Annotated in this window: 24 protein-coding genes and 2 tRNA genes; 12 read left to right on the top strand and 14 right to left on the bottom strand. The window is 70.4% G+C overall.

Going from position 1 to position 24,375, the window contains the following annotated elements; genetic code table 11:
* Window positions 1–19: 19 nt before the first annotated feature.
* The 6 genes from ASD21_RS21160 to gph form a co-directional block, all read right to left on the bottom strand.
* Window positions 20–862, bottom strand: coding sequence for a hypothetical protein (locus ASD21_RS21160; RefSeq protein WP_156398443.1), 843 nt, complete (start codon window positions 860–862; stop codon window positions 20–22).
* Window positions 863–867: 5 nt separating this feature from the next.
* On the bottom strand, window positions 868–1,755 hold the full coding sequence (locus ASD21_RS21155) for a hypothetical protein (protein WP_156390824.1): 888 nt from the start codon (window positions 1,753–1,755) through the stop codon (window positions 868–870).
* On the bottom strand, window positions 1,748–2,935 hold the full coding sequence (locus tag ASD21_RS24145; protein ID WP_056446072.1) for a hypothetical protein: 1,188 nt from the start codon (window positions 2,933–2,935) through the stop codon (window positions 1,748–1,750). The genes ASD21_RS21155 and ASD21_RS24145 overlap by 8 nt, the downstream gene beginning before the upstream one ends.
* Before the next feature lie 4 nt (window positions 2,936–2,939).
* Window positions 2,940–3,335 carry a hypothetical protein gene (locus ASD21_RS21145; RefSeq protein ID WP_056446069.1) on the bottom strand — a complete coding sequence of 132 codons (396 nt, stop codon included), beginning with the start codon at window positions 3,333–3,335 and terminating at the stop codon, window positions 2,940–2,942.
* Window positions 3,336–3,623: 288 nt separating this feature from the next.
* Window positions 3,624–3,698: transfer RNA gene (locus ASD21_RS21140), tRNA-Val, on the bottom strand.
* A gap of 45 nt (window positions 3,699–3,743) precedes the next feature.
* Complete coding sequence (gene gph / locus ASD21_RS21135) at window positions 3,744–4,487, bottom strand: phosphoglycolate phosphatase (protein ID WP_056446067.1); 744 nt, start codon at window positions 4,485–4,487, stop codon at window positions 3,744–3,746.
* 69 nt (window positions 4,488–4,556) lie between these two features.
* Here gph and glmU point away from each other — a divergent pair, with 69 nt between their 5' ends.
* From glmU to ASD21_RS21095, 8 genes are all read left to right on the top strand, one after another.
* Window positions 4,557–5,960: a bifunctional UDP-N-acetylglucosamine diphosphorylase/glucosamine-1-phosphate N-acetyltransferase GlmU gene (gene glmU, locus ASD21_RS21130; protein WP_056446064.1), complete on the top strand. Its 1,404-nt coding sequence runs from the start codon at window positions 4,557–4,559 to the stop codon at window positions 5,958–5,960.
* On the top strand, window positions 5,960–6,640 hold the full coding sequence (gene rpiA / locus ASD21_RS21125; protein ID WP_056446062.1) for a ribose-5-phosphate isomerase RpiA: 681 nt from the start codon (window positions 5,960–5,962) through the stop codon (window positions 6,638–6,640). Before glmU ends, rpiA begins: the two co-directional genes overlap by 1 nt.
* A gap of 73 nt (window positions 6,641–6,713) precedes the next feature.
* Entirely contained in the window at window positions 6,714–8,108 is a 1,395-nt protein-coding gene (gene gor, locus ASD21_RS21120) for a glutathione-disulfide reductase (protein WP_056446059.1), read from the top strand.
* Entirely contained in the window at window positions 8,105–9,391 is a 1,287-nt protein-coding gene (locus ASD21_RS21115) for an O-antigen ligase family protein (RefSeq protein ID WP_082554867.1), read from the top strand. Before gor ends, ASD21_RS21115 begins: the two co-directional genes overlap by 4 nt.
* Window positions 9,392–9,475: 84 nt before the next feature.
* Window positions 9,476–10,855, top strand: coding sequence for a class II 3-deoxy-7-phosphoheptulonate synthase (locus ASD21_RS21110; RefSeq protein ID WP_056446057.1), 1,380 nt, complete (start codon window positions 9,476–9,478; stop codon window positions 10,853–10,855).
* Between the two features lie 72 nt (window positions 10,856–10,927).
* Window positions 10,928–11,893 carry a retroviral-like aspartic protease family protein gene (locus ASD21_RS21105; protein WP_056446054.1) on the top strand — a complete coding sequence of 322 codons (966 nt, stop codon included), beginning with the start codon at window positions 10,928–10,930 and terminating at the stop codon, window positions 11,891–11,893.
* Window positions 11,894–11,939: 46 nt separating this feature from the next.
* A complete protein-coding gene (locus ASD21_RS21100) occupies window positions 11,940–13,730 on the top strand; it encodes a long-chain-acyl-CoA synthetase (protein ID WP_056446050.1) in 1,791 nt (596 codons plus the stop codon).
* 39 nt (window positions 13,731–13,769) lie between these two features.
* Window positions 13,770–14,624 carry an alpha/beta hydrolase gene (locus ASD21_RS21095; RefSeq protein WP_235524930.1) on the top strand — a complete coding sequence of 285 codons (855 nt, stop codon included), beginning with the start codon at window positions 13,770–13,772 and terminating at the stop codon, window positions 14,622–14,624.
* Here ASD21_RS21095 and ASD21_RS21090 read toward each other — a convergent pair.
* Together ASD21_RS21090 and ASD21_RS24920 are read right to left on the bottom strand one after the other, a co-directional pair.
* On the bottom strand, window positions 14,621–15,517 hold the full coding sequence (locus ASD21_RS21090) for a M23 family metallopeptidase (protein WP_056446044.1): 897 nt from the start codon (window positions 15,515–15,517) through the stop codon (window positions 14,621–14,623). The two genes, ASD21_RS21095 and ASD21_RS21090, sit on opposite strands and share 4 nt — an antisense overlap.
* Before the next feature lie 4 nt (window positions 15,518–15,521).
* Window positions 15,522–16,400: a hypothetical protein gene (locus ASD21_RS24920; RefSeq protein ID WP_235524929.1), complete on the bottom strand. Its 879-nt coding sequence runs from the start codon at window positions 16,398–16,400 to the stop codon at window positions 15,522–15,524.
* 213 nt (window positions 16,401–16,613) lie between these two features.
* Between ASD21_RS24920 and panD the strand changes: the two genes are divergently transcribed.
* Together panD and ASD21_RS21075 are read left to right on the top strand one after the other, a co-directional pair.
* A complete protein-coding gene (panD, locus tag ASD21_RS21080; protein WP_029915369.1) occupies window positions 16,614–16,970 on the top strand; it encodes an aspartate 1-decarboxylase in 357 nt (118 codons plus the stop codon).
* Between the two features lie 2 nt (window positions 16,971–16,972).
* On the top strand, window positions 16,973–17,446 hold the full coding sequence (locus tag ASD21_RS21075; RefSeq protein WP_056446041.1) for a hypothetical protein: 474 nt from the start codon (window positions 16,973–16,975) through the stop codon (window positions 17,444–17,446).
* 175 nt (window positions 17,447–17,621) lie between these two features.
* Here ASD21_RS21075 and ASD21_RS21070 read toward each other — a convergent pair whose 3' ends face one another.
* Window positions 17,622–18,374 carry an SIMPL domain-containing protein gene (locus ASD21_RS21070; RefSeq protein WP_056446039.1) on the bottom strand — a complete coding sequence of 251 codons (753 nt, stop codon included), beginning with the start codon at window positions 18,372–18,374 and terminating at the stop codon, window positions 17,622–17,624.
* A gap of 199 nt (window positions 18,375–18,573) precedes the next feature.
* Here ASD21_RS21070 and ASD21_RS21065 point away from each other — a divergent pair.
* Window positions 18,574–18,649: transfer RNA gene (locus ASD21_RS21065), tRNA-Ile, on the top strand.
* A gap of 34 nt (window positions 18,650–18,683) precedes the next feature.
* On the opposite strand, the gene ASD21_RS21060 is transcribed toward ASD21_RS21065, so the two are convergent.
* The 5 genes from ASD21_RS21060 to ASD21_RS21040 all read right to left on the bottom strand — a co-directional run bounded on the left by ASD21_RS21060 (window position 18,684) and on the right by ASD21_RS21040 (window position 23,062).
* Window positions 18,684–19,190 (bottom strand): cupin domain-containing protein, encoded by a 507-nt coding sequence (locus ASD21_RS21060; protein ID WP_082554866.1) that lies wholly within the window; start codon window positions 19,188–19,190, stop codon window positions 18,684–18,686.
* A 137-nt stretch (window positions 19,191–19,327) separates the two neighbouring features.
* On the bottom strand, window positions 19,328–20,347 hold the full coding sequence (locus ASD21_RS21055) for a class I SAM-dependent methyltransferase (protein WP_082554865.1): 1,020 nt from the start codon (window positions 20,345–20,347) through the stop codon (window positions 19,328–19,330).
* Window positions 20,348–20,349: 2 nt separating this feature from the next.
* A complete protein-coding gene (locus ASD21_RS21050; RefSeq protein ID WP_056446036.1) occupies window positions 20,350–20,562 on the bottom strand; it encodes a DUF5989 family protein in 213 nt (70 codons plus the stop codon).
* Window positions 20,559–22,328, bottom strand: a complete 1,770-nt coding sequence (locus ASD21_RS21045) for a carbamoyltransferase family protein (protein ID WP_056446033.1) — start codon at window positions 22,326–22,328, stop codon at window positions 20,559–20,561. Before ASD21_RS21045 ends, ASD21_RS21050 begins: the two co-directional genes overlap by 4 nt.
* Window positions 22,328–23,062 carry a ferritin-like domain-containing protein gene (locus ASD21_RS21040; protein ID WP_056446030.1) on the bottom strand — a complete coding sequence of 245 codons (735 nt, stop codon included), beginning with the start codon at window positions 23,060–23,062 and terminating at the stop codon, window positions 22,328–22,330. The genes ASD21_RS21045 and ASD21_RS21040 overlap by 1 nt, the downstream gene beginning before the upstream one ends.
* 56 nt (window positions 23,063–23,118) lie before the next feature.
* On the opposite strand from ASD21_RS21040, the gene ASD21_RS21035 reads away from it, so the two are divergent.
* Window positions 23,119–24,327 (top strand): hypothetical protein, encoded by a 1,209-nt coding sequence (locus ASD21_RS21035; protein ID WP_156398442.1) that lies wholly within the window; start codon window positions 23,119–23,121, stop codon window positions 24,325–24,327.
* Window positions 24,328–24,375: the final 48 nt, after the last annotated feature.

Raw genomic sequence — 24,375 nt, 5'->3', positions numbered from 1 at the left:
CTGAACTGCACCTCGTCTCTCAGGCGCTCGCCTTGGGAGCGTCCTTGAAGAATTCCAGGACCTGGGTCTGGTAGCCGCAGCTCTCCAGCGCCTGGGCCCCGCCGCCGAGGAAGCCCTTGAGGTCGGCGGCGGTCATCCGCTCGGCCCGGGCGTCCAGCTTGCCGGCCAGGCGCTGGCCGCCGATGCGGGTCACCGCGGCGTCGATGTCGGCCGACGAGGCGCCCGGCAGGGCGGCGGCGACCTGATCGCGCACCGCGCCGTTCAGCGCCGTCCGGGCCTGGTCGTCGAGCACTTGGCGATAGGCCTCGCGGATCCGGCCGCGCGCCTGGGCGTAGGAAAGGTCGAGATAGTTCTGCGACACCATCCACACCGCGAACTGCCGCGCGTCGTGGGGCTGGGTCGAGCCGTCCAGGCAGGCGATCAGCTTGCGCAGCGGCTCGGTCTCCTCGACGACCGTGCCGTCGCTGGGCGGCGAGAAGGACAGCGCGGTGGTCGGCGTGGGCTGCAGGGCGAACTGATCCAGGCAATAGGTCTCCAGGGCGACGCTGGCCTGCGACTGCCCCTTGGCGAGGCGGACGGTGACCGTGCGGGCCACGGCCAGGCGCTGGTCGCCGGCGGCGGCGCTGTAAATCGGCGCGCCGGCCGGAACGACCACCGTCAGGGCTCCGTCGGCGCCCGCTCGCGTGATCGTCAGGGTGGAATGGGCGGCGTCGGCGGCGGCGAACGACACCGTCACCTGGCCGCGCGCGATGGCCCGGTCCACGGGCAGGGGGGTGTTGGCGGCGCTACGAAACCAGACGACGGCGCCGACCACCGCCAGGACCAGCAGAATCCAGCCCACCGGGCTCTTGCGCGCCGCCATGCCGGTCATCCCTTCCTGGCCGCCGGCCAAGGGGCGGGGTCGAGCGCGTAGATCAGGCCCCGCGTGCGATCCAGCACATAGACCCGGTCGCCGCGCGCCCGCAGTTCGCCGCCGCTGTCGTTGACGACGGTCGCCGCCGCCCCGCCGCCGATCGCGAAGACCTGGTTCGCCGTCGAGACCAGCACCTGGCCGCCGGCGGTCGCCGCCACCGAGACGATCGGGCCCAGCCCCGCCCCGGGCGGGATCCGGAACACCGTCACCGCCCCGCGGCCGTCCAGCCGAACGACGCGATCGGCGCCGGCCACATAGACCGCCTGGGCGGTGTCCGTGACGCCGAGGATGGGGGTCGGCGAGGCCAGCAGGACCTCGAAATTGCCGGTGTCCCAGAAGCGGTACAGCCGCTGCTCGCCGCCCCCGCCGCCGAACAGATAGACCGCGCCGGGATGGATCGACCGGGCCAGGCGGGCGTCGTCATAGGGCAGGGGCACGGCGGGCTGGGCCTCGCCCGCCTCGGTCAGCCGCCCGAAATAGCCGCCGGCGACGGTCAGCAGGTTGTCCTGGGTGTCCAGGGCGAAACTGTCGGCCGTCGGTCCCTTGGCGGGCAGGGCGTCGACTCCGCCGTCCGGCCGCAGGGCGACCAGGCCGTGCTCGACCCGCAGGATCAGGGTTCCCGAGGCGGTGGCGTCGAAGTCGCGGCCCAGGCGGCCCAGGCGCTCGACCGCCAGCGGGCCGGCATAGTGGCGCACCGAGACGATCCTGGCCGCCGCCACGCTCATGGCCTTGCGCTCGGCCGCGGCGGTGAACACGACCTGGGCCGCGAACACCGCCGCCGCCGCCAGAACGACGACGCCGATCACGGTCCACGGTCCGCGGGCGTTCCTGGACCTAGTCATTGAGGGTCCTGCCCTTCTGGCCGTCCCACGAATTGCCCTGGCCCGGCGGCCAGTCGCAGCCGGCCTTGACCCCGGCCCCGGCGCAGCCCCAGTCGTGCTTCCACCGCGACTCGGAGGGGGACGGCGGTTCGGGCGGCGGGGGCGGCGGCGTGGCCTCGGGTTCGGCTTGGCGCGCGGGTTCGCGGGACGGCGGGGTCCAGCGATCCTCGGCCTGGATCACCCGCCGCACGGGGTCGCGGGCCACGGCCTGCTCCAGATAGCGGGGATCGACATAGAGATTGACCGCCAGGGGCGCGGCCGGGACGGGCGGCGGCAGGGCGTGGGCCGGAACCGGGATGGCCTGGGCGACGATCGGGGCCGCGGCGACCGGCGCCAGGACGGCGCGGGCGGCCTGCAGGCGTTCGGCGTCATTGCGCACCACCGGTCGCGGCGGAGCGGCGTTCAAGGCCTTCTTGTAGAGGGTCTCGCGGACCGTCGCTTCGGCCGTGTCGAGCGCCGCGTCCAGTCCCTGCTCGACGGCGGAGTCGACGGCGTCGCGCTTGAGCTTTTCGGCCGCCGCCTTGCGGGTCGCCATCTTGCTCCAGCCCAGGAACCGCAGCGCGCCCCCGCGTGGCGCCGGACCGCCGGGCGTCGCGCGGACCAGACGGTCGACCGGCAGGACCCGCTTGAGCAGCCTGTCCAGCCCCAGGCGGTCGAGCACATGACCCACGGCCAGGCTCAGCACCAGACCCAGGCCCGGGCGGCCGAAGGCGTATTCGGGATTGCGGCCGACCGCGTAGGCGACGTAGCCCAGGCCCTCCTTGCCCGAGCCCATGTCGGCGCGCAGGGCGTCGAGGGTCTGGATGGCCTGGATGGCCTCGGGATCGGTTCGCAGGTCGCGGCCCTCGGCCTTCAGGTCCTCCAATCGCTGACCGGCCTCGCCGACCACCACCAACTGGGCGCCCAGGGTGCGGTCTTCCGCCTCGACCCCGGCCTCGCCGACATCGACCATGAAGTCCCAGGTCTTGTAGACGACGACCGGCCCCGGCCCCCACCGCGCCGCGGCCCCGATCAGGGCGGCGGATTCGGCGATGCTCTTGCCCAGGGCGAAGGCCGGCGAGTCCTCGCGGGTCTGGCCCGCGGTCGGGGCGAACGCCAGGGTCAGGATCAGACCGACCGAAAGAAGGCGTGTCGCGCGCAAGGCCTCAGTCTCCGTCACGGCGGATGGCCCGGGCCTTTTCGACGGCGGGCAGGGCGGCGATCAGGTCCTGGCGGCTCAGGTACTCGTCGATGATCGCCTCGGCGGCGGTCTCGTCGAGCGGCTGTTCGGCGACCGTCTCGCCGCTGACGCCGGGGACGCTCTCGCCAGAGCCAATGTTGCCCGACGTCGTGGGCGTTCCGGTCGGCGCGCCCAGCCCTGGGGCCGTTCCCGCGGGCTGCCGCGACAGCGGGCCATTGAGGTCGCCGGTGGAGCGCGGCGGCAAGCCGGGATTGAATCCGCCGACGGGCGGGCGAACGGGAACAGGACGGGCGATCTGAGCTTCGGCGACGGCAAAGGACAGCAGGCCGGCCGCGGCCGCCGCGACGACGAGGCTCGGCATTCCAGGCGTCATGCTCAGTCCCCCCAAGCGTGACCCTAAAGAGCGCCCGAATCCGCTGTCGCGCAAGATGCGGACGAGCAAGTCTATGGGTACGACTTATGGTTGATTATATCCCATCGCTCGAACGGCTTGTCGCTTCAGCGCCGGACCGTGGCCGGGACGGCGGCGAGCATGGCCTCGCGCCCGGTCGCGGCGATCGCCCCACCCGGCGGCGATTCTACAGGCGTCGCGCCGACGGCGCACGCCGCCCGCCGTTCAAAACAAGTTTCAAGGTCGTCGGAGAAGAAATGGTGGATGCTACAGGGATTGAACCTGTGACCCCCTCGGTGTGAACGAGGTGCTCTCCCGCTGAGCTAAGCATCCGCCGTGTCGGTGAGATCCGAAGACCTCGCCGCGAGAGGGACGGGCCTATAGCCCGGTCGTTCCGGGACCGCAAGAGGTCAAAAGCGCGATGCAGGCGGAAGGGACGTCGGAGAAGGCGTCTATCAACAGATCTCCGCCCAGGGTCTCGACCGGAGCCTCGGTGTAGCCGAACGTGACGAGCAGGGTCGGCACCTTGGCGGCCTTGGCGGCCAGGGCGTCGTTGATGCTGTCGCCGACCATCACGGCGCGGGCCGGATCGCCGCCGGCCGCCGCGATCGTCGCCAGCACGTGGCGGGGGTCGGGCTTGGCGGCGGGGGCGCTGTCGGCGCCGACCACGGCGTCGAAGTGCCGGGTCAGGTCCAGGGCGTCGAGCAGGGCGACCGACAGGTGGGTCAGCTTGTTGGTGCAGACCGCCAGCTTGGCGCCGGCCGCGCGCAGGGCGATCAGGGTGTCGACCACGTCGGGGAAGGGCGCGCTCTCGTGGGCGATGCGGCCCAGATAAAGGGCGATGAAGCGCTCGACCAGGAGCGGGGCCTGGTCGGCGTCCAGCGGCGCGCCGGCGGCGGCGAAGCCGCGCTCCAGCAGGGCCTTGGCGCCGCGCCCGACCATCTTGCGCACGTCGTCGAACGGCAGGGGCGGCAGGCCTTCCTCGGCCAGGATGATGTTCAGCGAGGCCACCAGGTCCGGAGCGGTGTCGACCAGGGTGCCGTCGAGATCGAAGGCGATCGTGGCGCCGTTCAGGATTTCGTTCGGGATGGGGGCCGCGAGAATGTCGTTCTGGGCATGCATGACTCTGGCCTTTCGGCTAAACGCGCGGCTAATGCAACTTTGGTCCGTGCTTCGGGAGTCGCTTCGCCCATGTCCAACGCCGCTTCGTCGCCCCTGCCGGGTTCTGGGTCTGGTCCGGCGCGTCCCCGCGCGGCCGTCATCCTGGCCGCCGGCCAGGGCACGCGGATGAAGTCGCCGACGCCCAAGGTGCTGCACCGGATCGGCGGCCGGACCCTGCTGGATCACGCGATCGACGCCGCCCAGTCCCTGAACTGCGAGCGCATCGTCGTCGTGGTCGGCGCCCACAGCCCGCGGGTCGGCGACCATGCCCGCAAGCGCCTGGGCGAGGGGGCGACCGTGCTGCAGGATCCGCCCCAGGGCACCGGCCACGCCGTGCTGGCCGCCCGCGAGGCTCTGGCCGACTTCGACGGCGACGTGGTGGTGACCTTCGCCGACTGCCCGCTGTTGAGCGCCCCGGTGATCGAGCCGCTGTTCGACCTGCGGGCCAAGGGCGCGGACGTGGCGGTGCTGGGCTTCGAGGCCGCCAACCCCGGCGCCTACGGCCGGCTGATCCTGGCCCCCGGCCATGTGCTGCTGCGGATCGTCGAGGCCAAGGACGCCGACGACACCGTCAAGCAGGTCAAGCACTGCAATTCCGGCGTCCTGGCCGCCGACCGCGCCCTGCTGTTCGACCTGCTGGCCAATGTCGGCAACGACAACGCCAACCAGGAATACTACCTGACCGACGTGGTCGGCCTGGCCCATGACCGGGCGCTGTCGACGCGCGCCGCCTTCGCCCCCGAGGCGGCGGTGCAGGGCGTCAATTCCCAGGGCGAACTGGCCGCCGCCGAGGCGGTGTGGCAGGCGGCCCGCCGTTCCGCCTTGCTGGTCGAGGGCGTGACCATGCCGGCCCCGGACACCGTGCACCTGAGCTGGGACACCAAGCTGGCGCCCGGCGTCACGGTCGAGCAGTTCGTGGTGTTCGGACCCGGCGTCAGCGTCGCGTCCGGCGCGGTGATCAAGGCGTTCAGCCACCTGGAAGGCGCGACCGTCGGCGAAGGCGCCCTGATCGGTCCCTACGCCCGCCTGCGGCCCGGCGCGGACATCGGTCCGGACGCCCACATCGGCAACTTCGTCGAGGTCAAGAAGGTCAAGGTCGGGGCCGGGGCCAAGGCCAACCACCTGTCGTATCTGGGCGACGGCTCGATTGGCCCAAAAGCCAATATCGGAGCCGGCACGATCTTCTGTAACTACGACGGCTTCGACAAGTTCGAGACCCATGTGGGCGCGAACGCCTTCATCGGCTCCAACACCGCCCTGGTGGCCCCGGTGCGGGTCGGGGAGGGGGCGATGACGGGCTCCGGCTCGGTGATCACCAAGGACGTCGAGGACGGCGCCCTGGCCCTGAGCCGCGCGCCGCAAGGCGACAAGTCGGGCTGGGCGACCAAGTTCCGGACCATGAAGACGGCCCAGAAAGCCGGGAAGGACAAGTGATGAGCGCCGACGATCAGAAGCGGATTGCGGGTGAAGCGGCGGCGCAGCTGGTCGAGGCCGGCATGGTGGTGGGCCTGGGCACCGGCTCGACGGCGGCCTGGTTCGTCAAGGCCCTGGCCGCGCGCAAGCTGGACATCCGCGGCGTGCCGACCTCCGAGGCCACCGCCAACCTGGCCCGCGAGCTGGGCATCCCGCTGGCGGCGCTGGACGACGTCAAGTCCATCGACCTGACCGTCGACGGCGCCGACGAGGTCGGCCCGGGCCTGGACCTGATCAAGGGCGGCGGCGCGGCCCTGCTGCGCGAGAAGTTGGTCTGGGAGGCCTCCAAGCGCTGCGTGGTGATCGCCGACGCCGCCAAGAAGGTCGACGCCCTGGGCAGGTTCCCGCTGCCGATCGAGGTGGTGCGCTTCGGCCACGTCCACACCGGCCACCGGCTGGCCGACATCGCCGCCGAGTTCGACCTGTTGCCGCCGCGCCTGCGCATGGCCGACCGGGGAATCGTGATCACCGACGGCGGCAACGTGATCTACGATCTGCCGTCCAGCGTGATCGCCGAACCGGCCGCCTTGGCCGCGGCCCTGAAGGCCGTGACCGGCGTGGTCGACCACGGCCTGTTCCTCGACCTGGCCGACGAGGCTCTGCTGGGGACCGATCAAGGGGTGGTCAAGCTGGTCCCCTAGACCCATATCCGCCGTCTTCCGGGCTCATGGCCAAGCCGAGCCCGACCCGACTACGTGATTCCGGAGCGCCCGTATGGCTGAGTACGACTTCGATCTCTTCGTCATCGGCGCCGGTTCGGGCGGCGTGCGCGCCGCGCGCCTGGCCGCGATGAGCGGCGCCAAGGTCGCCGTGGCCGAGGAATACCGCGTGGGCGGCACCTGCGTGATCCGCGGCTGCGTGCCCAAGAAGTTCATGGTCTACGCCAGCGAGGTGACCAGCCAGCTGAAGACCGCCAAGGGCTACGGCTGGACGATCGGCGAGGCTCAGTTCGACTGGAAGGGCTTCCTGCACGACAAGGACGTCGAGATCGCCCGCCTGTCGGGGATCTACGTCACCAACCTGCAGAAGGCCGGCGCCCACCTGCTGCACGGCCGCGCCCAGATCGTCGACAAGCACACCGTCGAGGTGCTGCCCAAGGAGGGATCGAAGGACGCCGGGCGCTACACCGCGCGCAAGATCTTGATCGCCACCGGCGGCCGGCCCTGGAAACCGGACTTCCCGGGCGCCGAGCTGGGCATCACCTCGGACCAGGCCTTCCACCTGCCGACCCTGCCCAAGCGGGTGATGGTGGTCGGCGGCGGCTACATCGCCGTGGAGTTCGCCAGCATCTTCAACGGCCTGGGCGTGCAGACGACGCTGCTCTATCGCGGCGCCAACATCCTGCGCGGCTTCGACGACGACGTGCGCATGCACCTGGCCGAGGAGCTGGAGAAGCGCGGCATCAAGGTGGTGCTGGGCTGCGCGCACAAAAGCATCGAGAAGACCGACGACGGCCTGCTCAGCACGCTCTCCAACGACCTGACGTTCGAGACCGACGCGGTGATGTTCGCCACCGGGCGGGACCCCTATGTCGAGGGGCTGGGCCTGGACAAGGTCGGCGTGAAGCTCAACGACCGCGGCGCGATCGTGGTCGACGAGCAGTCCAAGACGACCGCCGACAACATCTGGGCGGTCGGCGACGTCACCGACCGGATCAATCTGACGCCGGTGGCGATCCGCGAGGGCGCGGCCTTCGCCCAGACCGAGTTCTATGACAATCCGACCAGCTTCGACCACGACATGGTCGCCTCGGCGGTGTTCTCGCAGCCGCCGGTCGGCACGGTGGGCATGACCGAGGCGGAAGCGCGCCATGAGTTCGGCAAGGTCGACATCTATCGCGCCGTGTTCCGACCGATGAAGAGCGTCTTCTACGGCGGCCAGGATCGCTGCCTGATGAAGCTGGTGGTCAAGCAGGACGACCAGAAGGTGGTCGGCGTGCACGTGGTCGGCCCGGACTCGCCGGAAATCATCCAGATGGCCGCCATCGCGGTGAAGTTGGGCGTGACCAAACCGCAGTGGGACTCCACCTGCGCGGTCCACCCGACCCTGGCGGAGGAGCTTGTGACCATGCGCGAGAAGTACGTGCCGTCCGAAATGGGAACCGTATGACCGTGACGTCCTCGTTCGAGCCCGACGCCCCAAGCGGCGCGTCAGGAGACGCCGCCGCCGCGCGACCCACGCCCTGGCTCAGCGGAGTCGCGATCTTCGTCGTGGTGATGACGCCGCTGCTGGCCTATCTGGCGCCGTTGGGCTTCGCGCCGCTGCTGGCCCTGACCGGTCTTTTGGCCCTGCCGGGGCTGAGGTTGACCCGTTCGGCCGCTCCGCCGCTCTTGATCCTGCTGGTCCTGGCCCTGTGGGCGGCGGTCAGCACGACCTGGAGCCCGGCGGTGATCGACCTGGCGAAGCTCAAGGGTTACGGCGACATCGAGAGCCTGACCGCCTTGAAGCTGTTCCTGCAACTGGCGACCTACGGCGCCGCCGTGGTGGCCCTGCGTGGGCTGTCGGACGCCGGAGCGCGGCGCGCGGCGACGGTGCTGGCCTACGGCACGGTGGCGCTGGCCGTGGTCGCTGCGCTGGACTCGCTGAGCGGCGCGGCGATCTACCAGAAACTCCATGAGGTGACCGGCGAGGCCATCCGGCCGGACCTGGCGATGGTCAAGGTCTCGCTGTCGACCTACGTCATGGCGCTTCTGTTCTGGCCGGCGGCGTTGATCCTGTCGCGACTGTCGCGTGGCGGTCTGATCTGGTTGCTGGCGGCGGGACTGATCGTCACCTCGGTGATCTGCAGTTCGGACGCCTGTCTCGTCGCCCTGGCGGCGGGCGGGCTGGCCTGGCTGCTGGTGTACGCTTTTCGCCAGACGGGGGCCAAGGTGCTGGTCGGACTGGTGGCCGCGCCGTTCGTGCTGGCCCCCCTGGCCATGCTGGTCGGGGTCGAGACCGGTTTCATCGCCTGGCTGCACAAGCTGGCGCCGGCTTCGTGGGACTCGCGGTTGAACATCTGGACCTTCACCGCCGACCATGTTCAGAACCATCCTTTCCGGGGATGGGGGCTGGACGCCAGCCGCGCCTTCGGCCCGGCTATCCCGCTCCACACCCACAACGCCCAGCTTCAGCTTTGGCTGGAGCTGGGCGCGATCGGCGCGGCCCTGGGGGGGGTGTTCTTCTGCTGGCTGGCCTATGGGATCGCGCGGCTCAGCGAACGGTCGCGGACCGAGGCGGCCATGGCCGCCGCCGCCCTTGTCAGCTATCTGGTGATCGGCGGCGTGAGCTTCGGGGTATGGCAGGAATGGTGGCTGGCCCTGGGCGCCTTGACGCTGATCGCCTGCGGCCTGGCCCGCGCGGTCGCCGAGCCGGAATGGAGCGACTTGGACGAACTTACCCCGTTGGGCTAAATTTCCCCCTTTCGTCGCAATGATTTTGCCTTTCCATGGCGGTCAGGATAAAAGCCGCTCCCTTTTGAGAAGTTCGAGACCGTCATGACCAGCCGTTGGACCCCGTCGTCGTGGAGAGCCATGCCTGCGAAACACGTCCCGACCGATTACCCGGATGCGGGTGCGGTCGACCGTGTGGAACAGACTCTTCGTCAGATGCCGCCGCTGGTTTTTGCCGGTGAGGCGCGCCGTCTGAAGACCCTCCTGGGCGACGTGGCGGAGGGCCGCGCCTTCCTGCTGCAGGGCGGCGACTGCGCCGAGAGCTTCAAGGAATTCCACGCGGACAACATCCGCGACACCTTCCGTCTGATCCTGCAGATGGCGGTGGTGCTGACCTTCGCGGGCGGCAAGCCGGTGGTGAAGGTGGGCCGCATCGCCGGTCAGTTCGCCAAGCCGCGTTCGGAACCGATCGAGACGATCGGCGACGTGACCCTGCCGTCCTATCGGGGCGACAACATCAACGGCATGGAGTTCACGGCCGAGGACCGCATCCCCGATCCGGATCGTCTGCTGCGCGCCTACGGCCAGTCGGCCGCGACGCTGAACCTGCTGCGCGCCTTCGCCAGCGGCGGTTATGCCGACCTCTACAACATCCACCGCTGGACGCTGGGCTTCGTGGGCGACAGCCCGCAGGGCGCGCGATACCGCGAGCTGTCGGAAAAGATCAGCGAAGCCCTGACCTTCATGTCGGCGGTCGGCGTCACGCCGGAAACCCAGCCGGACCTGCGTCGGGTCGAATTCTTCACCAGCCACGAGGCCCTGCTGCTGGGCTTCGAGGAAGCCATGACCCGCGTCGATTCCACCTCGGGCGACTGGTACGACACCAGCGCCCACCTGCTGTGGATCGGCGAGCGCACCCGCCAGCTGGACGGCGCCCACGTCGAGTTCATGCGCGGCGTGAAGAACCCGATCGGCCTGAAGTGCGGTCCGACCATGGAAGGCGACGACCTGCTGCGGCTGATCGACGTGCTCAACCCGCAGAACGAGCCGGGCCGCCTGACCCTGTACGGCCGCTTCGGCTCCGACAAGATCGCCGACCGCCTGCCGCGCCTGATGAGGGCGACCAAGGCCGCCGGCCGCTCGGTGGTCTGGGCGACGGACCCGATGCACGGCAACACGCTGAAGGCCTCGACCGGCTACAAGACCCGGCCGTTCGACCGGATCCTCTCGGAGGTGAAGTCCTTCGTCGAGATCGCCAACGCCGAGGGCGTCCACCCGGGCGGCGTGCACCTGGAGATGACCGGTCAGAACGTCACCGAGTGCCTGGGCGGTGCGCGGGCGGTGTCGGAAGGCGATCTCGCCGACCGCTACCACACCCATTGCGACCCGCGTCTGAACGGCGAGCAGGCCCTGGAGCTGGCGTTCCTGGTGGCCGAGAAGCTGAAGTCGGCGCGCGACGATCAGCGTCGCCTGGCCACCGGATAACGCCGGTCTTCGAAGTCCTGGCTAAGGTTTCAAACGGGGTATAGCCTCCTTCCCTTGGAAGGAGGCTGCGCCATGGACAGTCCTGCGCTTTCCCGGCGGCGACTGGCCGCCATGTTGGCCCTGGGGCTCGGGACCGCCTTGCCCGCCGCCGCCCTGGCGCGCGATCTGCCCGATCCGCAGCGGGGTCCGCTGGTCGAAACGACCAAGACCTCGGTCGACCGCCGACTGACGGTCCAGGTCCTGATCAACGACGCGGGACCCTATCCCTTCCTGGTCGACACCGGCGCCAACGCCTCGGTGATCTCCAAGGAACTGGCCGCCAGCCTGGATCTGCCGCGGCGAGAGCCGGTCACCTTCCACAGCATCGCCGGCGCCGAGCTGGTCGAGACCGTGGGCGTGGACAGGATCTCGGTGGGGCGGCGCACGCGTCGCGGCATGCGGATGTCGGTCCTGCCCGAGCGCTATATTCGCGGCGCCGGCGTGCTGGGCCTCGACTGGCTGGGAACCCAGGGCCTGGTGCTCGACTTCGCCCGCAGGCAGATGCGGCTGGGCTCGGTCGTCAATCGAAGCGATTCGCTCAGCGTGACCGTCCCGGTCGTCGCCCAACGCAGCGGCCTGCACCTGATCGACGCCTCGGTGGTCGGCGCCTCGGTGATGGCCTTTCTCGACACCGGCTCGACCACCACGGTCGGCAACCTGGCCCTGATGAACCAGACGCAGCGGCGTCACGCGGCCAGTCGTGATTGGGCCGACATTCAGCTGCTCAGCGTGACCGGTCAGGTTCTGCAGGGACGCCTGGCCGCGCTCAAGTCCTTGGAGCTGGGCAACCTGAAACTGGGCAACGTGCCGGTGGTCTTCGGGCCGGTTCATACCTTCGAGTATTGGGGCCTAGTGGATAAGCCGGCGATTTTGATCGGCGTGGACGTCCTGGACGTCTTCGAATCCGTGGCGCTGGATTACACCCGCGGCCAGGTGCATTTCCGCTTGCCCTCATCCTCGTCAAACCGACAGGCCGCCTTGGACGCCGCCACGTCTTGACCGGCCGCTCGCCGCTCTCCAATGGTTGTTTGAACGGAGTGCGTCGATGAGTTTGCCGGCTAGGTTGAAACGCGAGTTGAAGTTCCTGAAGGGACTCTCGCGCACGCTCAAGCGCGTGAAATCCATCGCGCCGGACAGCAATAATCTGATCTGCGACGATCTGGAGGCGGCGGTCGACAAGTGGCGCGACAGCCAGGCGATCGTCTTCGAAGGCAAGTCGGTCACCTATGCCGAGCTGGACGCGATCGCCAACCGCTATGCCCACTGGGCCAAGGGGCAGGGCATTACCCGCGGCCAGACCGTGTCGCTGTTCATGCCCAACCGCCTGGAATATCTGGCGATCTGGTACGGCCTGTCGAAGGTCGGCGTGGCCACAGCCCTGATCAACAACCAGCTGACCGGCCCGGCCCTGGCCCATTGCCTGAATATCTCCCAGGCCCTGCACTGCATCGTCGATCCCGAGACCTCGCCCTGCTTCGATCAGGTCAAGGGCTTGCTGAACCGCCATGTCCAGCAGTGGGTCCTGGGCCCGGCCCAAGGCGACCAGCGCGATCTGGCCAACGCGCTGAAGAGCTGCAGCCAACTGCGGCCCGACCGCCTGACCGCCCGCGCCGGCCTGACCGCCAAGGACACCGCGCTCTACATCTTCACCAGCGGCACGACCGGCATGCCCAAGGCCGCGCGCATCACCCACATGCGCGCCCAGCTGTACATGCGCGGCTTCGCCGGCTCGACCGACGCCCGCGCCAGCGACCGCATCTATGTGACCTTGCCGCTCTATCACGCCACCGGCGGCCTCTGCGCCATGGGCGCGGCCCTGATGAACGGCGGGGCGGTGGTGCTGCGCAAGAAGTTCTCGGTCACCGCCTTCTGGGACGACGTGGTCGCCAACGACTGCACGATGTTCGTCTATATCGGCGAGCTGTGCCGCTATCTGGCCAACCATCCCGAGACGCCCAGCGAGCACGCCCACAAGATCCGGCTGATCTTCGGCAACGGCCTGCGCCCGGACGTCTGGGACGTGATGCTGGACCGCTTCAGGGTCGGCGGCGTGCTGGAGTTCTACGGCGCGACCGAGGGCAACGTCTCGCTGTTCAACTTCGACGGCCGGCGCGGGGCCATCGGCCGGGTGCCGGGCTATTTGCGCAAGCGTTTCAACATCCGCATCGTCAAGTTCGACGTCGAGACCGAGACCCCGGTGCGCGGCCCCAACGGCTGCTGCGTCGAGGCCGCGCCGGGCGAGGTGGGCGAGTGCATCGGCCATATCGCCAGCGACGCCCGCTCGAACTTCACCGGCTACGCCGACAAGACCGCCACCGAGAAGAAGATCCTGCACGACGTCTTCGAGAAGGGCGATTCCTGGTTCCGCACCGGCGACCTGATGCGGAGCGACAGCGACGGCTACCTCTTTTTCGTCGACCGCATCGGCGACACCTTCCGCTGGAAGGGCGAGAACGTCGCCACCAGCGAGGTGTCCGAGCGCCTCTCGGCGGTGCCGGGCGTCAAGGAGGTCAATGTCTACGGCGTGACGATCGGCGAGCTGGACGGCAAGGCGGGCATGGCCTCGCTGGTGGTCGAGCCCGAGTTCGAGATCGCCGCCCTGGCCGAATATGTCGACCGCGAGCTGCCGGTCTACGCCCGCCCGATCTTCGTGCGCCTGCAGCCCGAGATCGAGACCACCGGCACCTTCAAGTACCGCAAGATCGACCTGGTCCAAGAAGGCTTCGACCCGGCCAGGATCAAGGACCCGCTATATTTCCGCGATCCGAACAAGGGCTATGTGAAGCTGACCAAGGCCGTCCACGCCAAGATCCTGGCGGGCGGCTACAAGCTGTAGGACCCGCCGCGGGCGCCCGGAGAACGCATGGTCGGATCGATGACGCGCAGAGCCGGCCTGGTGGCCCTGACGGGATCGATGCTTTCGGCCTGCTCGCCGTTGTCGCTGTTCGCGACCTTCACACCCAAGGACGCCGCCCTCACCCGCGAGCGGGGCGCGGCCTATGGCGCGCTGGAGCGGCAGGCCCTGGACGTGTACGCGCCGAGACGCGAGACGGCCCCCGCGCCGGTGGCGGTGTTCTTCTACGGCGGCTCCTGGGATTCCGGGCGGCGGCAGGACTACGGCTGGGTCGGCCGGGCCCTGGCCGCCCAGGGGTTCCTGACGGTGGTGCCTGACTACCGGCTCTATCCGGCGGTGCGCTATCCCGGCTTCGTCGAGGACGGGGCGCTGGCGGTGCGCTGGGCCGTGGATCACGCCTCGGCGCTGGGCGGCGATCCGGGGCGGGTCGTGCTGATCGGCCACTCGGCCGGCGCCTACAACGCCGCCATGCTGGCGCTGGACGACCTCTATCTGAAAACCGCCGGCGTCGATCCCGCGGTGGTGCGCGCCTTCGCCGGCCTGTCGGGGCCCTACGACTTCCTGCCGCTGGACGGACCGGTCACCCGCCGGACCTTCGGCGAATTCCCCGACCTGGCGGCCACCCAGCCGGGCGCCTACGCCCGCGCCGACAGTCCGCCCGCCTTCCTGGCCACCGGCGACGGCGACACCACCGTCAAGCCGCGCAACACCAGGGCCCTGGCCGCGGCCCTGCGCGCCAAGGGCGTCACGGTCGAGGAGCGTCACTATGCCGGCCTGAACCACGCCGACACGGTGCTGGCCCTGTCGCGGCCGTTGCGCGGCAAGGCGCCGGTGCTGAGCGAGATGACGGCGTTCCTGAGGGCGCGAACGGCCTAGGAGCACGTCCCCCCGTTCAGCTTGCGCTGATAGGCCTCGGCCAGGCTCATATAGGGCGGCAGGAAGGTGTGCAGCACCACCGGCTTGCCGTCGGTCGTCACGCCCGCCACCCCGGCCCGCAGCTCGAAGTGCAAGTGGATGGTGGTCGGCGTGCCGCCGAAGTCGTTGGACACCTTGCCCAGCTTCTGGCCGTCCACGACGGTGTCGCCCTCATGCACCGCCAGGGCCGCCATCTGCATGTGCAGGTAGCGATAGGTGCGGTGCGGGGCGGCCGAGGCGGTCAGGGTGACGGTGTAGGTCCCGACGTCGGTGATCACGCCGCTCTCGGCGGCCACCGCCCAGTGCAGGTTCTTCTTGCAGGTGCCCGGACGGATGTCCTGGCCCTGGTGGCCCGTGCCGCCGCCGGCGCACAGCGGATTGTCCCGCGAGCGCGCCTCGCAGAAGGTGTCGTGCCAGGGCAGGCTGTAGTTGACGCTGTCGCACTGGCTGGTGCCGGCCGGCCCCATGCCGCCGCCGTGGCCATAGACCTGGGAGTTGGCGTAGGCGTCGTCCTGCAGCGGCCAGCACATGGCCGGCGACCACACCGTGCGGTCCAGATAGCCGTGGCCCTGGCCGGCCGGGATGTCGCCCGGCGCGCCGTGGTTGAACGTCGCGGGCGAGGGGGCGGGAGGCGTCGGCGGCTGGGCCGGCGGGCCGGGCGCGGGCGGGACCGGCTCGCTGGCCGGCTGTTCGGCGCCGCCGTCGGACGGTTCGTCCTCGGGCGTCGGCGGACCGGGCGCGGGCGAGGCGGGCGTCTTGACCTCGCCGCCGGGCGCGGCCGGCTTGGTCGTGTCGTCGCAGGCGCCCAGGGCCAGGGCCAGGACCAGCGGGGAGAGGATCAGCAGCTTGCGCATCGGCTCAGCCCCCCAGGCCGGCGGCGGCGCGGGCGGCGGCGCCCATCACCACGGTGGTGGTCTTGGCGGCCAGGCCGCGCGCATAGTTGTCGTCGACGCAGCGCGGATCGGTCGGCGCGTCGCAGCGCACCTCGACCGTGTAGAGCACGCCGTAGCGGACGAAGCTGATCAGCTGGCCGTCGACCGTGCGTTGCGAGGTCGCGCCTTCGGGCCCCATCGGGGTGATCTTCAGCGGCGTTCCGGCGGGCAGGGGGACCACGGCGGTCGTGCCGCTGAGCGAAATCCCCGCGCCCGGCGCGTCGGCGGTGATCGTGTAATAGTCGCCGAACGAATAGATCCGCGCCCCGGCCATCAGCTTGGCGTCGGTGGGAAGCAGGATCGGCACCTTGGTCTTGTCGACCGCGGCGCGGTTGAGGTTGGGAGCCAGGCCCTCGCCGCCGCCGCTGGCCCGGACCCCGCCGATGGCGGCCGGCCAGTCGACCCCGCGGCCGGCGGCGGCGGCGCGCTGGGCCTTGGCTTCGGCGGCGCGCCTGTCGGCCTCGGCCTGGGCGGCCGCGGCGGCTTGACGGTCGGAGGCCGCCTTCGCCTCGGCGGCCTTGCGGTCGGCCTCGGCCTGGGCGGCTTGGGCGCCGGTGTTGGCCGCCGCCTCGGCGGCGCGCTTGTCGGCCTCGGCCTTGGCGGCGTCGGCCCGCGCCTGGGCCGCCTTGGCCTTGGCCGCCGCGTCGGCGGCCTGCTGCATCAGCTTGAGGATGTCGGTCGTGCGGTTCGTCGCGGGGGCGGCGGCCGGCGCCGCGGTGGTGGGGGCGCGGGTCTGCGACGACGCCGCGCCCAACGCTCCCGCGGCCAGGATTCCACCCAGCACCAAGCCTGTCAGCAGTCGCATGAAAGCCCCCTCGCATCACGCCGTTATCTGGACCATAGGGCGCCCAAGCGTCGCTGTTAACTATTGTTCGACGCGGGGCGCTTTGCCGCCCATGGTCGCGGAGCGATTGAACGGACGGCGCTTCGTGGCTATATGGCCGTGACTGATCACGGGTCACGTGTGTGACGACCCGGTAAATCCCAATATGTTTCAAGTGGATAGGGTTTCGCCACCATGTTGTTGACGATGATGAAGGCCAAGCTTCACCGGGCCACCGTCACCCAGGCCGACCTCGACTACGAAGGGTCGATCGCCATCGATCGCGACCTGCTGGACGCCTCGGGCATCCTGCCCAACGAGCAGGTCGACGTGCTGAACATCACCACCGGCGCCCGCTTCACTACCTACGCCATCGAGGCGCCGCGCGGCTCCAAGGTGATCGGCGTCAACGGCGCGGCCGCCCGGCTGGTGCAGAAGAACGACACGGTGATCGTCGTCACCTACTGCCAGATGCCGGCCGAGGAGGCCCGAAATTACGCCCCGACCGTCGTGCTGCTGGAAGACGGCAACCGCATCAAGAAGGCCGCCTGAGCATGCGTCGTTCCGCCGTTCTGTTGATCACGGCGGGCCTCGTCCTCGCCGCCCCCCTGACCGCATGCTCGCCGAAGCTGCCCAAGGACGTCGACGAGCAGCAGCTGTCCGAAGCCGTCGGCCGCGCCATCGGCGGGCCCAACACCTGCGTGCTTCTGGCCGACAAGGCCGGGAAGGTGGTCTGGACCGGCGGCGGCTACATCACCTGCGCCCGCAACCTGCCCACCTGCGGCGGGACCACCACCACGGCCCAGACCGTGCTCGAGGGCGCGGTCGGCAAGCCGGCCCGCTTCGTCAGCTGTCCGTCGGGCCCCGGCGTCAACACCGTCGGCTGGGCCATGGGCCCGGTGCCGGTCGGCGCGGGCAAGCCGGACCACGGCCTGTCCTACGTCGCGGTGATGGAGGGCGAACGCGCCCTGCCGGGCCGCGAGGTGGGCGAACGGGTCGAAGAGGCGTTCGCCAAGGCGGGGCTGTAAAGTCCTTCTCCCCTTGTGGGAGAAGGTGTCGGCGCAGCCGACGGATGAGGGGTCTCTCAAAAGCAAAAGCCGCGTCCGGTCTTTCGACTGGTCGCGGCTGTGTCGTTCTTCAACCCCTCACCGGACCGCCTACGGCGGCCACCCTCTCCCGCAAGGGGAGAGGGATCGCGATGAACTACTTCGCCAGTTCGTACGTCGCCGAGACGTCGATCCGCACCTTCAGCTCGCCGGCCGAGACCGGGCTGCTGTCGGCCATCTCGCGCTTGGCCATGGCGTACATCGGCATCGGGGGCGGCGAGGGGGTGTAGCCGCCGCCTTCGCCCAGGCTGACCAGGCGGACGATCTTGTAGCCGGTGGCCCGGGCGTAGAGGTCGGCCTTGGCCTGCAGAGCCTTGACCGCGTCCAGCCGCGCCGCGTCCTCGGCTGCCTTGGGATCCTGCAGGCCGAAGCTGATCCCGCCCACATTGGTGGCCCCGGCCCCGACCGTGGCGTCGACCGTCTGGCCCAGCTTGGTCAGGTCGCGCACCTGGATCGTCACCTGGTTGCTGGCCTGGTAGCCGTTCAGCTTGGGCGGCTCGTTCTGCACATAGACGTACTGCGGATTGACGTTGAGGCTGGAAGTCTGGATGTCGCGATCGGCGATCCCGGCCTTCTTCAGCGCCGCGACCACCTTGTTCATCTGGGCGGCGTTGGCGCTCAGGGCTCCGGCGGCGGTCGGGGCGTCGGTCTGGACGCCCAGGGTGATGGTCGCCAGGTCGGGCGTCACCTTGCTCTCGCCGGAGGCCGACAGGTTCAGCGTCGTGGCGCGGAAGGCCGCGTCGGCGCTGTCGGCGTGCGCGGGCAGGGCGGTCGCGCCGGTCAGCAGGGCGGCGGCCAGGGCGATCGAGGCCGCCAAAGCAGGCGAGGGGCGGGTCGTCAGGGCGGTCATAGTCGTCGTTCTCCATGCGGCTGGGGGCAGGCGCCGCGACCTTGATCGTCCCGTCCGCCAGTCTCGACAAGCGTAACCGGCGGCGGACGGTTCCAGTCCTGACAGCCTCAACCTGAACCGGACCTTTAAGCCGCGTGCAGCCCATGCTAATCGACCCGTCCTCCCGAAAGGGGCGCGCGCGTCGCTCCCTCGTCTTTGGGGGCCTGTAGCTCAATGGTTAGAGCCGACCGCTCATAACGGTCTGGTTGGGGGTTCGAGTCCCTCCAGGCCTACCAATTTCGGTGTTCGAAGGCGCTCACGCCGGACCGGTCATTTGCCGCGGGGCAATTTGATTCCCAGCAGGACCAGTCGGTCGCCGGTAATCCCGAACCAGTGCGGCACGCCCGCGGGAATCAGGATGACGTCGCCCGGGCCGAGCGTCCGTGTCGCGCCGCCCTCGATCTGGCTTCCCTCGAGCAAATTGGCGTTGCTGACCTTTGAATCGGTCATGGTCCCGCCCGAAACCAGCGTGCCGGAGCCTTCCAACACGATGGCGTATTCCGCTTCGGCGGGGTGAACAGCGGGGCGGCCCGGCTTCTTCCATATTTCGATCGCCGCCACGGTGGCGCCGTCGCGAACCAAGGGGCGCCACATGAACCCTTGATCGGGTTTCATCGCGGCGAGCATCTCGCGTAGCTGAGCTTGGACATCCGCGCCGCTCGCGAAACCGGACGGGCCGGCGTCTTGAGCGCGGCCCGCCTGCGCCGAAGCGGCGGCGACGCCGGACGAGACGGCAAGCAGCAATGACGTCGCGCAGATCGTGAAGGCCTTAGCCATTGTCTTCACCGCAGCTCTCCCCAGGTCGTGAACCGATAGACGCGAATGACCGCTTCCACGCCGTTGCGCACCTTACGGCTCCCCCTCCAGGAAGCTGTCGCGGAGCGCCTGAGGGGACCATTGCCGCCGATTCAAAGCTAGCCCTCACCTGACCGTTTCGTGGCCTGTCCGTCCCCATCGCGGGCGGAGGATGGACGGGTCGCGCCCACCATCACGAACAGGCCCCCCTCCGGCCCCAGGGTCTTCATCCAGCCCAGCTGGCTGAGCCAGGCCTCGAACCCCCAGTTGTCGGCCGCCGGTTCGAACAGATCGTCGGGTTCGTCGCCGATCAGGGTGCTGGGATAGGCCCGGACGTAGTCCACCGCGTTCTCGGCGAACCACTTCAGCACCTCGCCATGAGTGTGGCGGTGCTCCTCGGGGTGCTGGTACTGGTCGCGCAGCCAGGCGGCGTGGCGGTCGGGTTCGGCGACGCGGGCGGCCAGCACGGGGTCGAACGGAATCCAGCGGAAGCCGGTCAGGCGGGCGATGGTCCGTCGAAGCCGCAAGGGCAGGCGGGCGACGGCGTTGTAGAGGCCCAGCACGATCACGCCGCCGTCGGGCCGGGCCAGCCGCGCGAGCCGGGCGAAGGCGGCTCGGGGATCGGGCGTGTGGTGCAGCACGCCCAGGGAGACGACCACGTCGAACGTCCCGTCGGCCAGGCCCGGCGCGTTGAGGTCGGTCTCGACGAACAGAACGTTGCTTGAGCCGAACCGCCGGGCGGCGGCGGCGCCCAGGTCCAGCGAGGCCCGGGTCAGGTCGGCGCCCACCACCAGCCGGTCGGCGCGGGCCAGGTACAGGCTCATCTGGCCGGTGCCGCAGCCGACCTCGACGATCCGCGCATCGCCGGGGATGGCCCGGTCCAGCAGGCGGGCGAACGGGCTGCGCTCGGCCCGGGCCCGCAGGCCGTCCAGGCTGTCGCGCGGCGGATAGCCGGGGAAGGGGGCGTGGCCGTAGAAGTCGCGGACGGCCTCGGTGCGGGCGTCGCCCGGCAATCGCAGATCGACGACGCCGTCCGCCTCGCCGTAGCGCGCGCCGCAGCCCCGGCAGGTCCAGTCGGCCGCCAGCGCGCCCCCGCAGGCCGGGCAGGCGAGCAGGGCGCGAAAGGCGGCTTCCTCCACGCTCAGAAGATCGCGTAGACGAACGGCGCCAGGGCCTCGACGGTGACGGCCAGGATCAGCACCGCCCCGGTCAGGCACAGGAAGACGGCCAGCGGCGCCAGCCAGCGGCGGCCCGAGCGGTCGCGCCAGAGCCCCTTGACCAGGTCGGCGGTCGAGCCGGCCATGCTGCCCAGCACGATCATCTGGCGGTGAATGCGTCCACGACGGCGGATCATGCCAGTTCCTCCTTCAATGTGGCCTGGGCCAGGGCGCGCTTGACGATGCGGGAGCGGCCGGCGACCAGGACGTCGATCCCCGAGCGCCGGAAGGTCGAATAGCCCTCGACCACCCGGTTGACGATCGGCTCGCCGGCCAGGTTGAACGAGGTGTTGAGCAGCACCGGCATGCCCGAACGGCGGCCGTAGGCCTCGAGCAGGTCGTGCAGGCGCGGGGCCATGCTGCGCTCCAGGGTCTGCACCCGGGCCGTGCCGTCCACGTGGGTGATCGCCGCCAGCCGCTCGCGCCATTGCGGCCGCACCGGGAAGACGCCAGACATGAACCGCGCCAGCCGCGCCCCGCCGGGCGGCAGCTCGAAATAACGGTCGGCGGCCTCGATCGGCACGATGGGGGCGAAGGGGCGGAACTCCTCGCGGTACTTGATGTCGCGGTTGAGCCGGTCGCGCATGGCCACGTCGTGCGGCGCGGTCAGGATGCTGCGGTGGCCGAGGGCCCGGGGGCCGAACTCGGTCGCCCCCTCCATCCAGCCGACCACGCGGCCGGCGGCCAGGTCGTCGGCGGTCTGTTCGACCAGGGCCGCGTCGTCCAGCGTCGTGGACGGCAGGCCGTCCTCGCCGGCCAGGCGGGCCAGTTGGTCGTCGTCGATGGACGGCCCCCAGAACGGATGGTCGGGCACGTCGCGGTCGGGGGTGCCGAAGTGGATGCGGTCGGCGTAGAGCGCCGCGCCCAGGGCCGAGCCGGCGTCGCCGGGGGCCGGGGGCACGAACAATCGCTCGAAGCCGCTCTCGGCCAGGATGCGGGCGTTGGCCACGCCGTTCAGCGCCACCCCGCCGCCCAGGCACAGGTCGGGCAGGCCGGTCTCGGCGCGCAGCCGGCGGGTCATGTCGACCAGGATCTCCTCCAGCACCGCCTGGACGCTGGCGGCGACGTCGGCGAACCGGCGGCCCTCGGCGCTGGCCAGGTCGATCGGCTCGTGGGCCTGGCGCGGCGGGCCGAACAGCTCGGCGAAGCGCTTGGAGTACGAGCGCGCGACCGTGGTGTGGAAGTCGAAATAGTCCAGCTCCAGGGCGAAGGCGCCGTCGGGTGTGCGACGAATGAGCTTGCGGACCTGGTCGATCATCGTCGGCCGGCCATAGGCGGCCAGGCCCATGACCTTGTACTCGCCCTCGTTGACCGCGAAGCCGAGATAGGCGGTGAAGGTCGAGTACAGCATGCCCAGCGAATGGGGAAAGCGCACCTCGCGGTCGAGGACGATGCTGGTCGGGCCGCCGGCCGTCCGCTGGCCACGGCCGACGGTCAGGGTGGCCCATTCGCCGACCCCGTCGGTGGTCATGATCGCCGCGTGGCGGGTGGGGGCGGTCAGGAAGGCCGCGGCGGCGTGCGACTGATGGTGCTCGGTGAACAGGATCTTGTCGCGGCGCACCCCCAGCTGGGCGGTGATCAGGCCGCGCACCCAGGCCTTCTCGCCCAGGCTGTTCTTCATGGCGTGGGCGAAGGCGCCCCGGCCGCGCGGGAAGGCGCGCAGGGCGCTGACCAGGATGCGGTCGAACTTCAGCATCGGCCGCTCGTAGAAGACCACGGCGTCCAGGTCCTCGGGACTCAGGCCGGCGTGATCCAGGCACCACTCGATCGCCTCGAGGGGGAAGGCGGCGTCGTTCTTGCGCCGCGACAGGCGCTCCTGCTGCACCGCCCCGACCGGCAGGCCGTCGATGACCAGCGCCGCGGCGGAGTCGTGATAGTGCGCCGAGATGCCGAGGATCTTCATCAGTACTGCCGCTTCTGCGCGCCCCGCGCGTTGCGCTCGGGCGCGATCGGCGCCCAGCCCCGCGGCTCCCTGGCCTGGGCGCGGCGGGCCAGCAGGGCGAAGGGCGGCAGCAGGACGAAGTACTGCAAGGTCAGCACCACCGAGCCGATCACCGAGGCCAAGGCTCCGGCGAAACGCAGATACAGCGACCACAGGCGGCGCAGGCGGGCCATCCAGAGCAGTCGCCCATGGTCCTTCGGCGCCACGCGCAGCAGTTGGGCGTGGGTGTAGTTCATGTGGAACGCCTCATCGTGCACGACCTTCTCGAAGACCTCGCGGGTCGGGGGATCGCCGTCGAGCACGGCGATGTAGTTCGTGAAATCGCGGGCGGCGGCCTTCTCCGACAGGTGCAGGAAGGCCAGCAGGGCGCCGTCGCGCTCCTGCTCGACCCGCAGGTCGTCCAGGCCGCGCTCGCCCGGCGCCAGCCAGTCGGCGCGGCCGTCGTCGCCGGGGCCGACTGGCAGGCTGGCCATCAGCGCCAGGCCGCGCTTGCGGAACAGGTCGGCGTGGCGCTGCTCGTCCAGGGCGTGGACCAGGAACAGTCGGCGCAGGAGGGGATCGCGGGTCTGTTCGGCGGCCCGGACCAGGTCGCGGCCCCCGTCCGCCTCGACCTCGGCGAAGCGCAACAGGTTGTTGGCGCGCCGCCGGGCGTCGCGCCAGACCCATCGGTGGACCGATGACAGCGGGGATTGCATGGGGCAGGGTCCCTTCTCGGGGGCATCCAATATCATCCGTGACGGAGGATCAACACTTGGCTGAGAAGGCTGGATCCCTGGTCACACCGCCTTCCCGGGCCCGTGGTCTGGCGGCGGAGCTGGTCGTGGTCGTGCTTGGCTTGACCCTGCTCGCCTGGGCCGCCGCGGCCGACGTCCATTGGCTGGACCGCCATGTTCTGCCGGACTTCTACATTCCGCGCGAGCGGCAGGTGCTGATCCTGACGGTCCTGCGCGGGCTGGTCGCGGCCCTGGGCCTGGCGCTGATCCTGGGCGTGCGGCCCAGGGCCGGTAGGCTGCTGGCGCGCACGACGCTCAGGCGACTGGTCTACGACGCGGCCCCGATCAGCCTGGCGGTGGTGCTGTCGATGGTCGCCAGCGAGTTTCTTCTGTCGCGCCTGCCCTGGCTGGCGACCCAGGAGGTGCCCGCGCCGCGCGAGCCGCTGCGGCGGCGCGATCCTCGGCTGGGCTGGGTGTTCATCCCCTCGCGCCAGGGCGTCGGGCGGCTGGGCGGCCGCGACATCGCCTACGCCTTCGACGCTTCGGGCCATCGGGTGCGCCGCCTGGGCGACCGAGTGGACCCCGAACGGCCGACCATCCTGTTCACCGGCGAGTCCGTGATGGTCGGCCACGGCCTGACCTGGGAGGAGTCGCTTCCGGCCCAGGTCGAGGCCCTGACCGGGGTGCGGAGCGCCAATCTCGCCGTCGAGGGCTACGCCACCGACCAGTCCTATCTGCGCCTGCGCGACGAGTGGCCCCGCTACCGGCGGCCGGTGGCGGTGGTCGCCCTGTTCATGCCGGCCCTTCTGCGACGGACCCTTGACGTCGACCGTCCGCACCTCGACGCCGACCTGACCTGGCGCCCGCCGGTCAAGTCCCTGAAGCTGGCCGAGGTGGCGCGGCGGGCGATCCCCTATCGCTCCGAGCGCGACATCGACCGGGGCGTGGCCACCAGCCGGGCCGCCCTGGCCGACACCGTCGCCCTGGCCCGCGCGCGCGGCGCCACGCCGCTGATCCTGGTGCCGCAGCTGCGTCCGGAAACCCCCGTGGAAGCCGCCTTGCGGCGTCGCGTCCTCGACGAGGCCGGGCTGCCCTACGTGGTGGTGCGCGTCGACCCCGGATGGCTGGTCCCCCGCAACCGCCATCCGGACGCCCGGGCCTCGCGGGCAATGGCCCAGGCGGTGGCCGGCTATCTGGCGGCGCAGGGCGCGGCGAAAGACTCAGGGAACGGCGTCGGCCCGAACTAGGGGAAATCCGGATGGACCCTGGCGCGCGGCGTCGCGCACTCTCAGGGC

This window comes from Caulobacter sp. Root1455, assembly GCF_001426905.1.
Classification (GTDB): Bacteria; Pseudomonadota; Alphaproteobacteria; order Caulobacterales; family Caulobacteraceae; genus Caulobacter.
Note: the sequence above shows the minus strand (reverse complement) of the source record. Positions and strands in the feature narration are given on the sequence as shown.

Bases quoted from the DNA above. Each gene is read 5' to 3' on its own strand.
- ASD21_RS21160 (WP_156398443.1), bottom strand. From the start codon at position 862: ATGGCGGCGCGCAAGAGCCCGGTGGGCTGGATTCTGCTGGTCCTGGCG.
- ASD21_RS21155 (WP_156390824.1), bottom strand. From the start codon at position 1,755: ATGACTAGGTCCAGGAACGCCCGCGGACCGTGGACCGTGATCGGCGTC.
- ASD21_RS21145 (WP_056446069.1), bottom strand. From the start codon at position 3,335: ATGCCGAGCCTCGTCGTCGCGGCGGCCGCGGCCGGCCTGCTGTCCTTT.
- gph (WP_056446067.1), bottom strand. From the start codon at position 4,487: ATGCATGCCCAGAACGACATTCTCGCGGCCCCCATCCCGAACGAAATC.
- glmU (WP_056446064.1), top strand. From the start codon at position 4,557: ATGTCCAACGCCGCTTCGTCGCCCCTGCCGGGTTCTGGGTCTGGTCCG.
- rpiA (WP_056446062.1), top strand. From the start codon at position 5,960: ATGAGCGCCGACGATCAGAAGCGGATTGCGGGTGAAGCGGCGGCGCAG.
- gor (WP_056446059.1), top strand. From the start codon at position 6,714: ATGGCTGAGTACGACTTCGATCTCTTCGTCATCGGCGCCGGTTCGGGC.
- ASD21_RS21115 (WP_082554867.1), top strand. From the start codon at position 8,105: ATGACCGTGACGTCCTCGTTCGAGCCCGACGCCCCAAGCGGCGCGTCA.
- ASD21_RS21110 (WP_056446057.1), top strand. From the start codon at position 9,476: ATGACCAGCCGTTGGACCCCGTCGTCGTGGAGAGCCATGCCTGCGAAA.
- ASD21_RS21105 (WP_056446054.1), top strand. From the start codon at position 10,928: ATGGACAGTCCTGCGCTTTCCCGGCGGCGACTGGCCGCCATGTTGGCC.
- ASD21_RS21100 (WP_056446050.1), top strand. From the start codon at position 11,940: ATGAGTTTGCCGGCTAGGTTGAAACGCGAGTTGAAGTTCCTGAAGGGA.
- ASD21_RS21095 (WP_235524930.1), top strand. From the start codon at position 13,770: ATGACGCGCAGAGCCGGCCTGGTGGCCCTGACGGGATCGATGCTTTCG.
- ASD21_RS21090 (WP_056446044.1), bottom strand. From the start codon at position 15,517: ATGCGCAAGCTGCTGATCCTCTCCCCGCTGGTCCTGGCCCTGGCCCTG.
- ASD21_RS24920 (WP_235524929.1), bottom strand. From the start codon at position 16,400: ATGCGACTGCTGACAGGCTTGGTGCTGGGTGGAATCCTGGCCGCGGGA.
- panD (WP_029915369.1), top strand. From the start codon at position 16,614: ATGTTGTTGACGATGATGAAGGCCAAGCTTCACCGGGCCACCGTCACC.
- ASD21_RS21075 (WP_056446041.1), top strand. From the start codon at position 16,973: ATGCGTCGTTCCGCCGTTCTGTTGATCACGGCGGGCCTCGTCCTCGCC.
- ASD21_RS21070 (WP_056446039.1), bottom strand. From the start codon at position 18,374: ATGACCGCCCTGACGACCCGCCCCTCGCCTGCTTTGGCGGCCTCGATC.
- ASD21_RS21060 (WP_082554866.1), bottom strand. From the start codon at position 19,190: ATGGCTAAGGCCTTCACGATCTGCGCGACGTCATTGCTGCTTGCCGTC.
- ASD21_RS21050 (WP_056446036.1), bottom strand. From the start codon at position 20,562: ATGATCCGCCGTCGTGGACGCATTCACCGCCAGATGATCGTGCTGGGC.
- ASD21_RS21045 (WP_056446033.1), bottom strand. From the start codon at position 22,328: ATGAAGATCCTCGGCATCTCGGCGCACTATCACGACTCCGCCGCGGCG.
- ASD21_RS21040 (WP_056446030.1), bottom strand. From the start codon at position 23,062: ATGCAATCCCCGCTGTCATCGGTCCACCGATGGGTCTGGCGCGACGCC.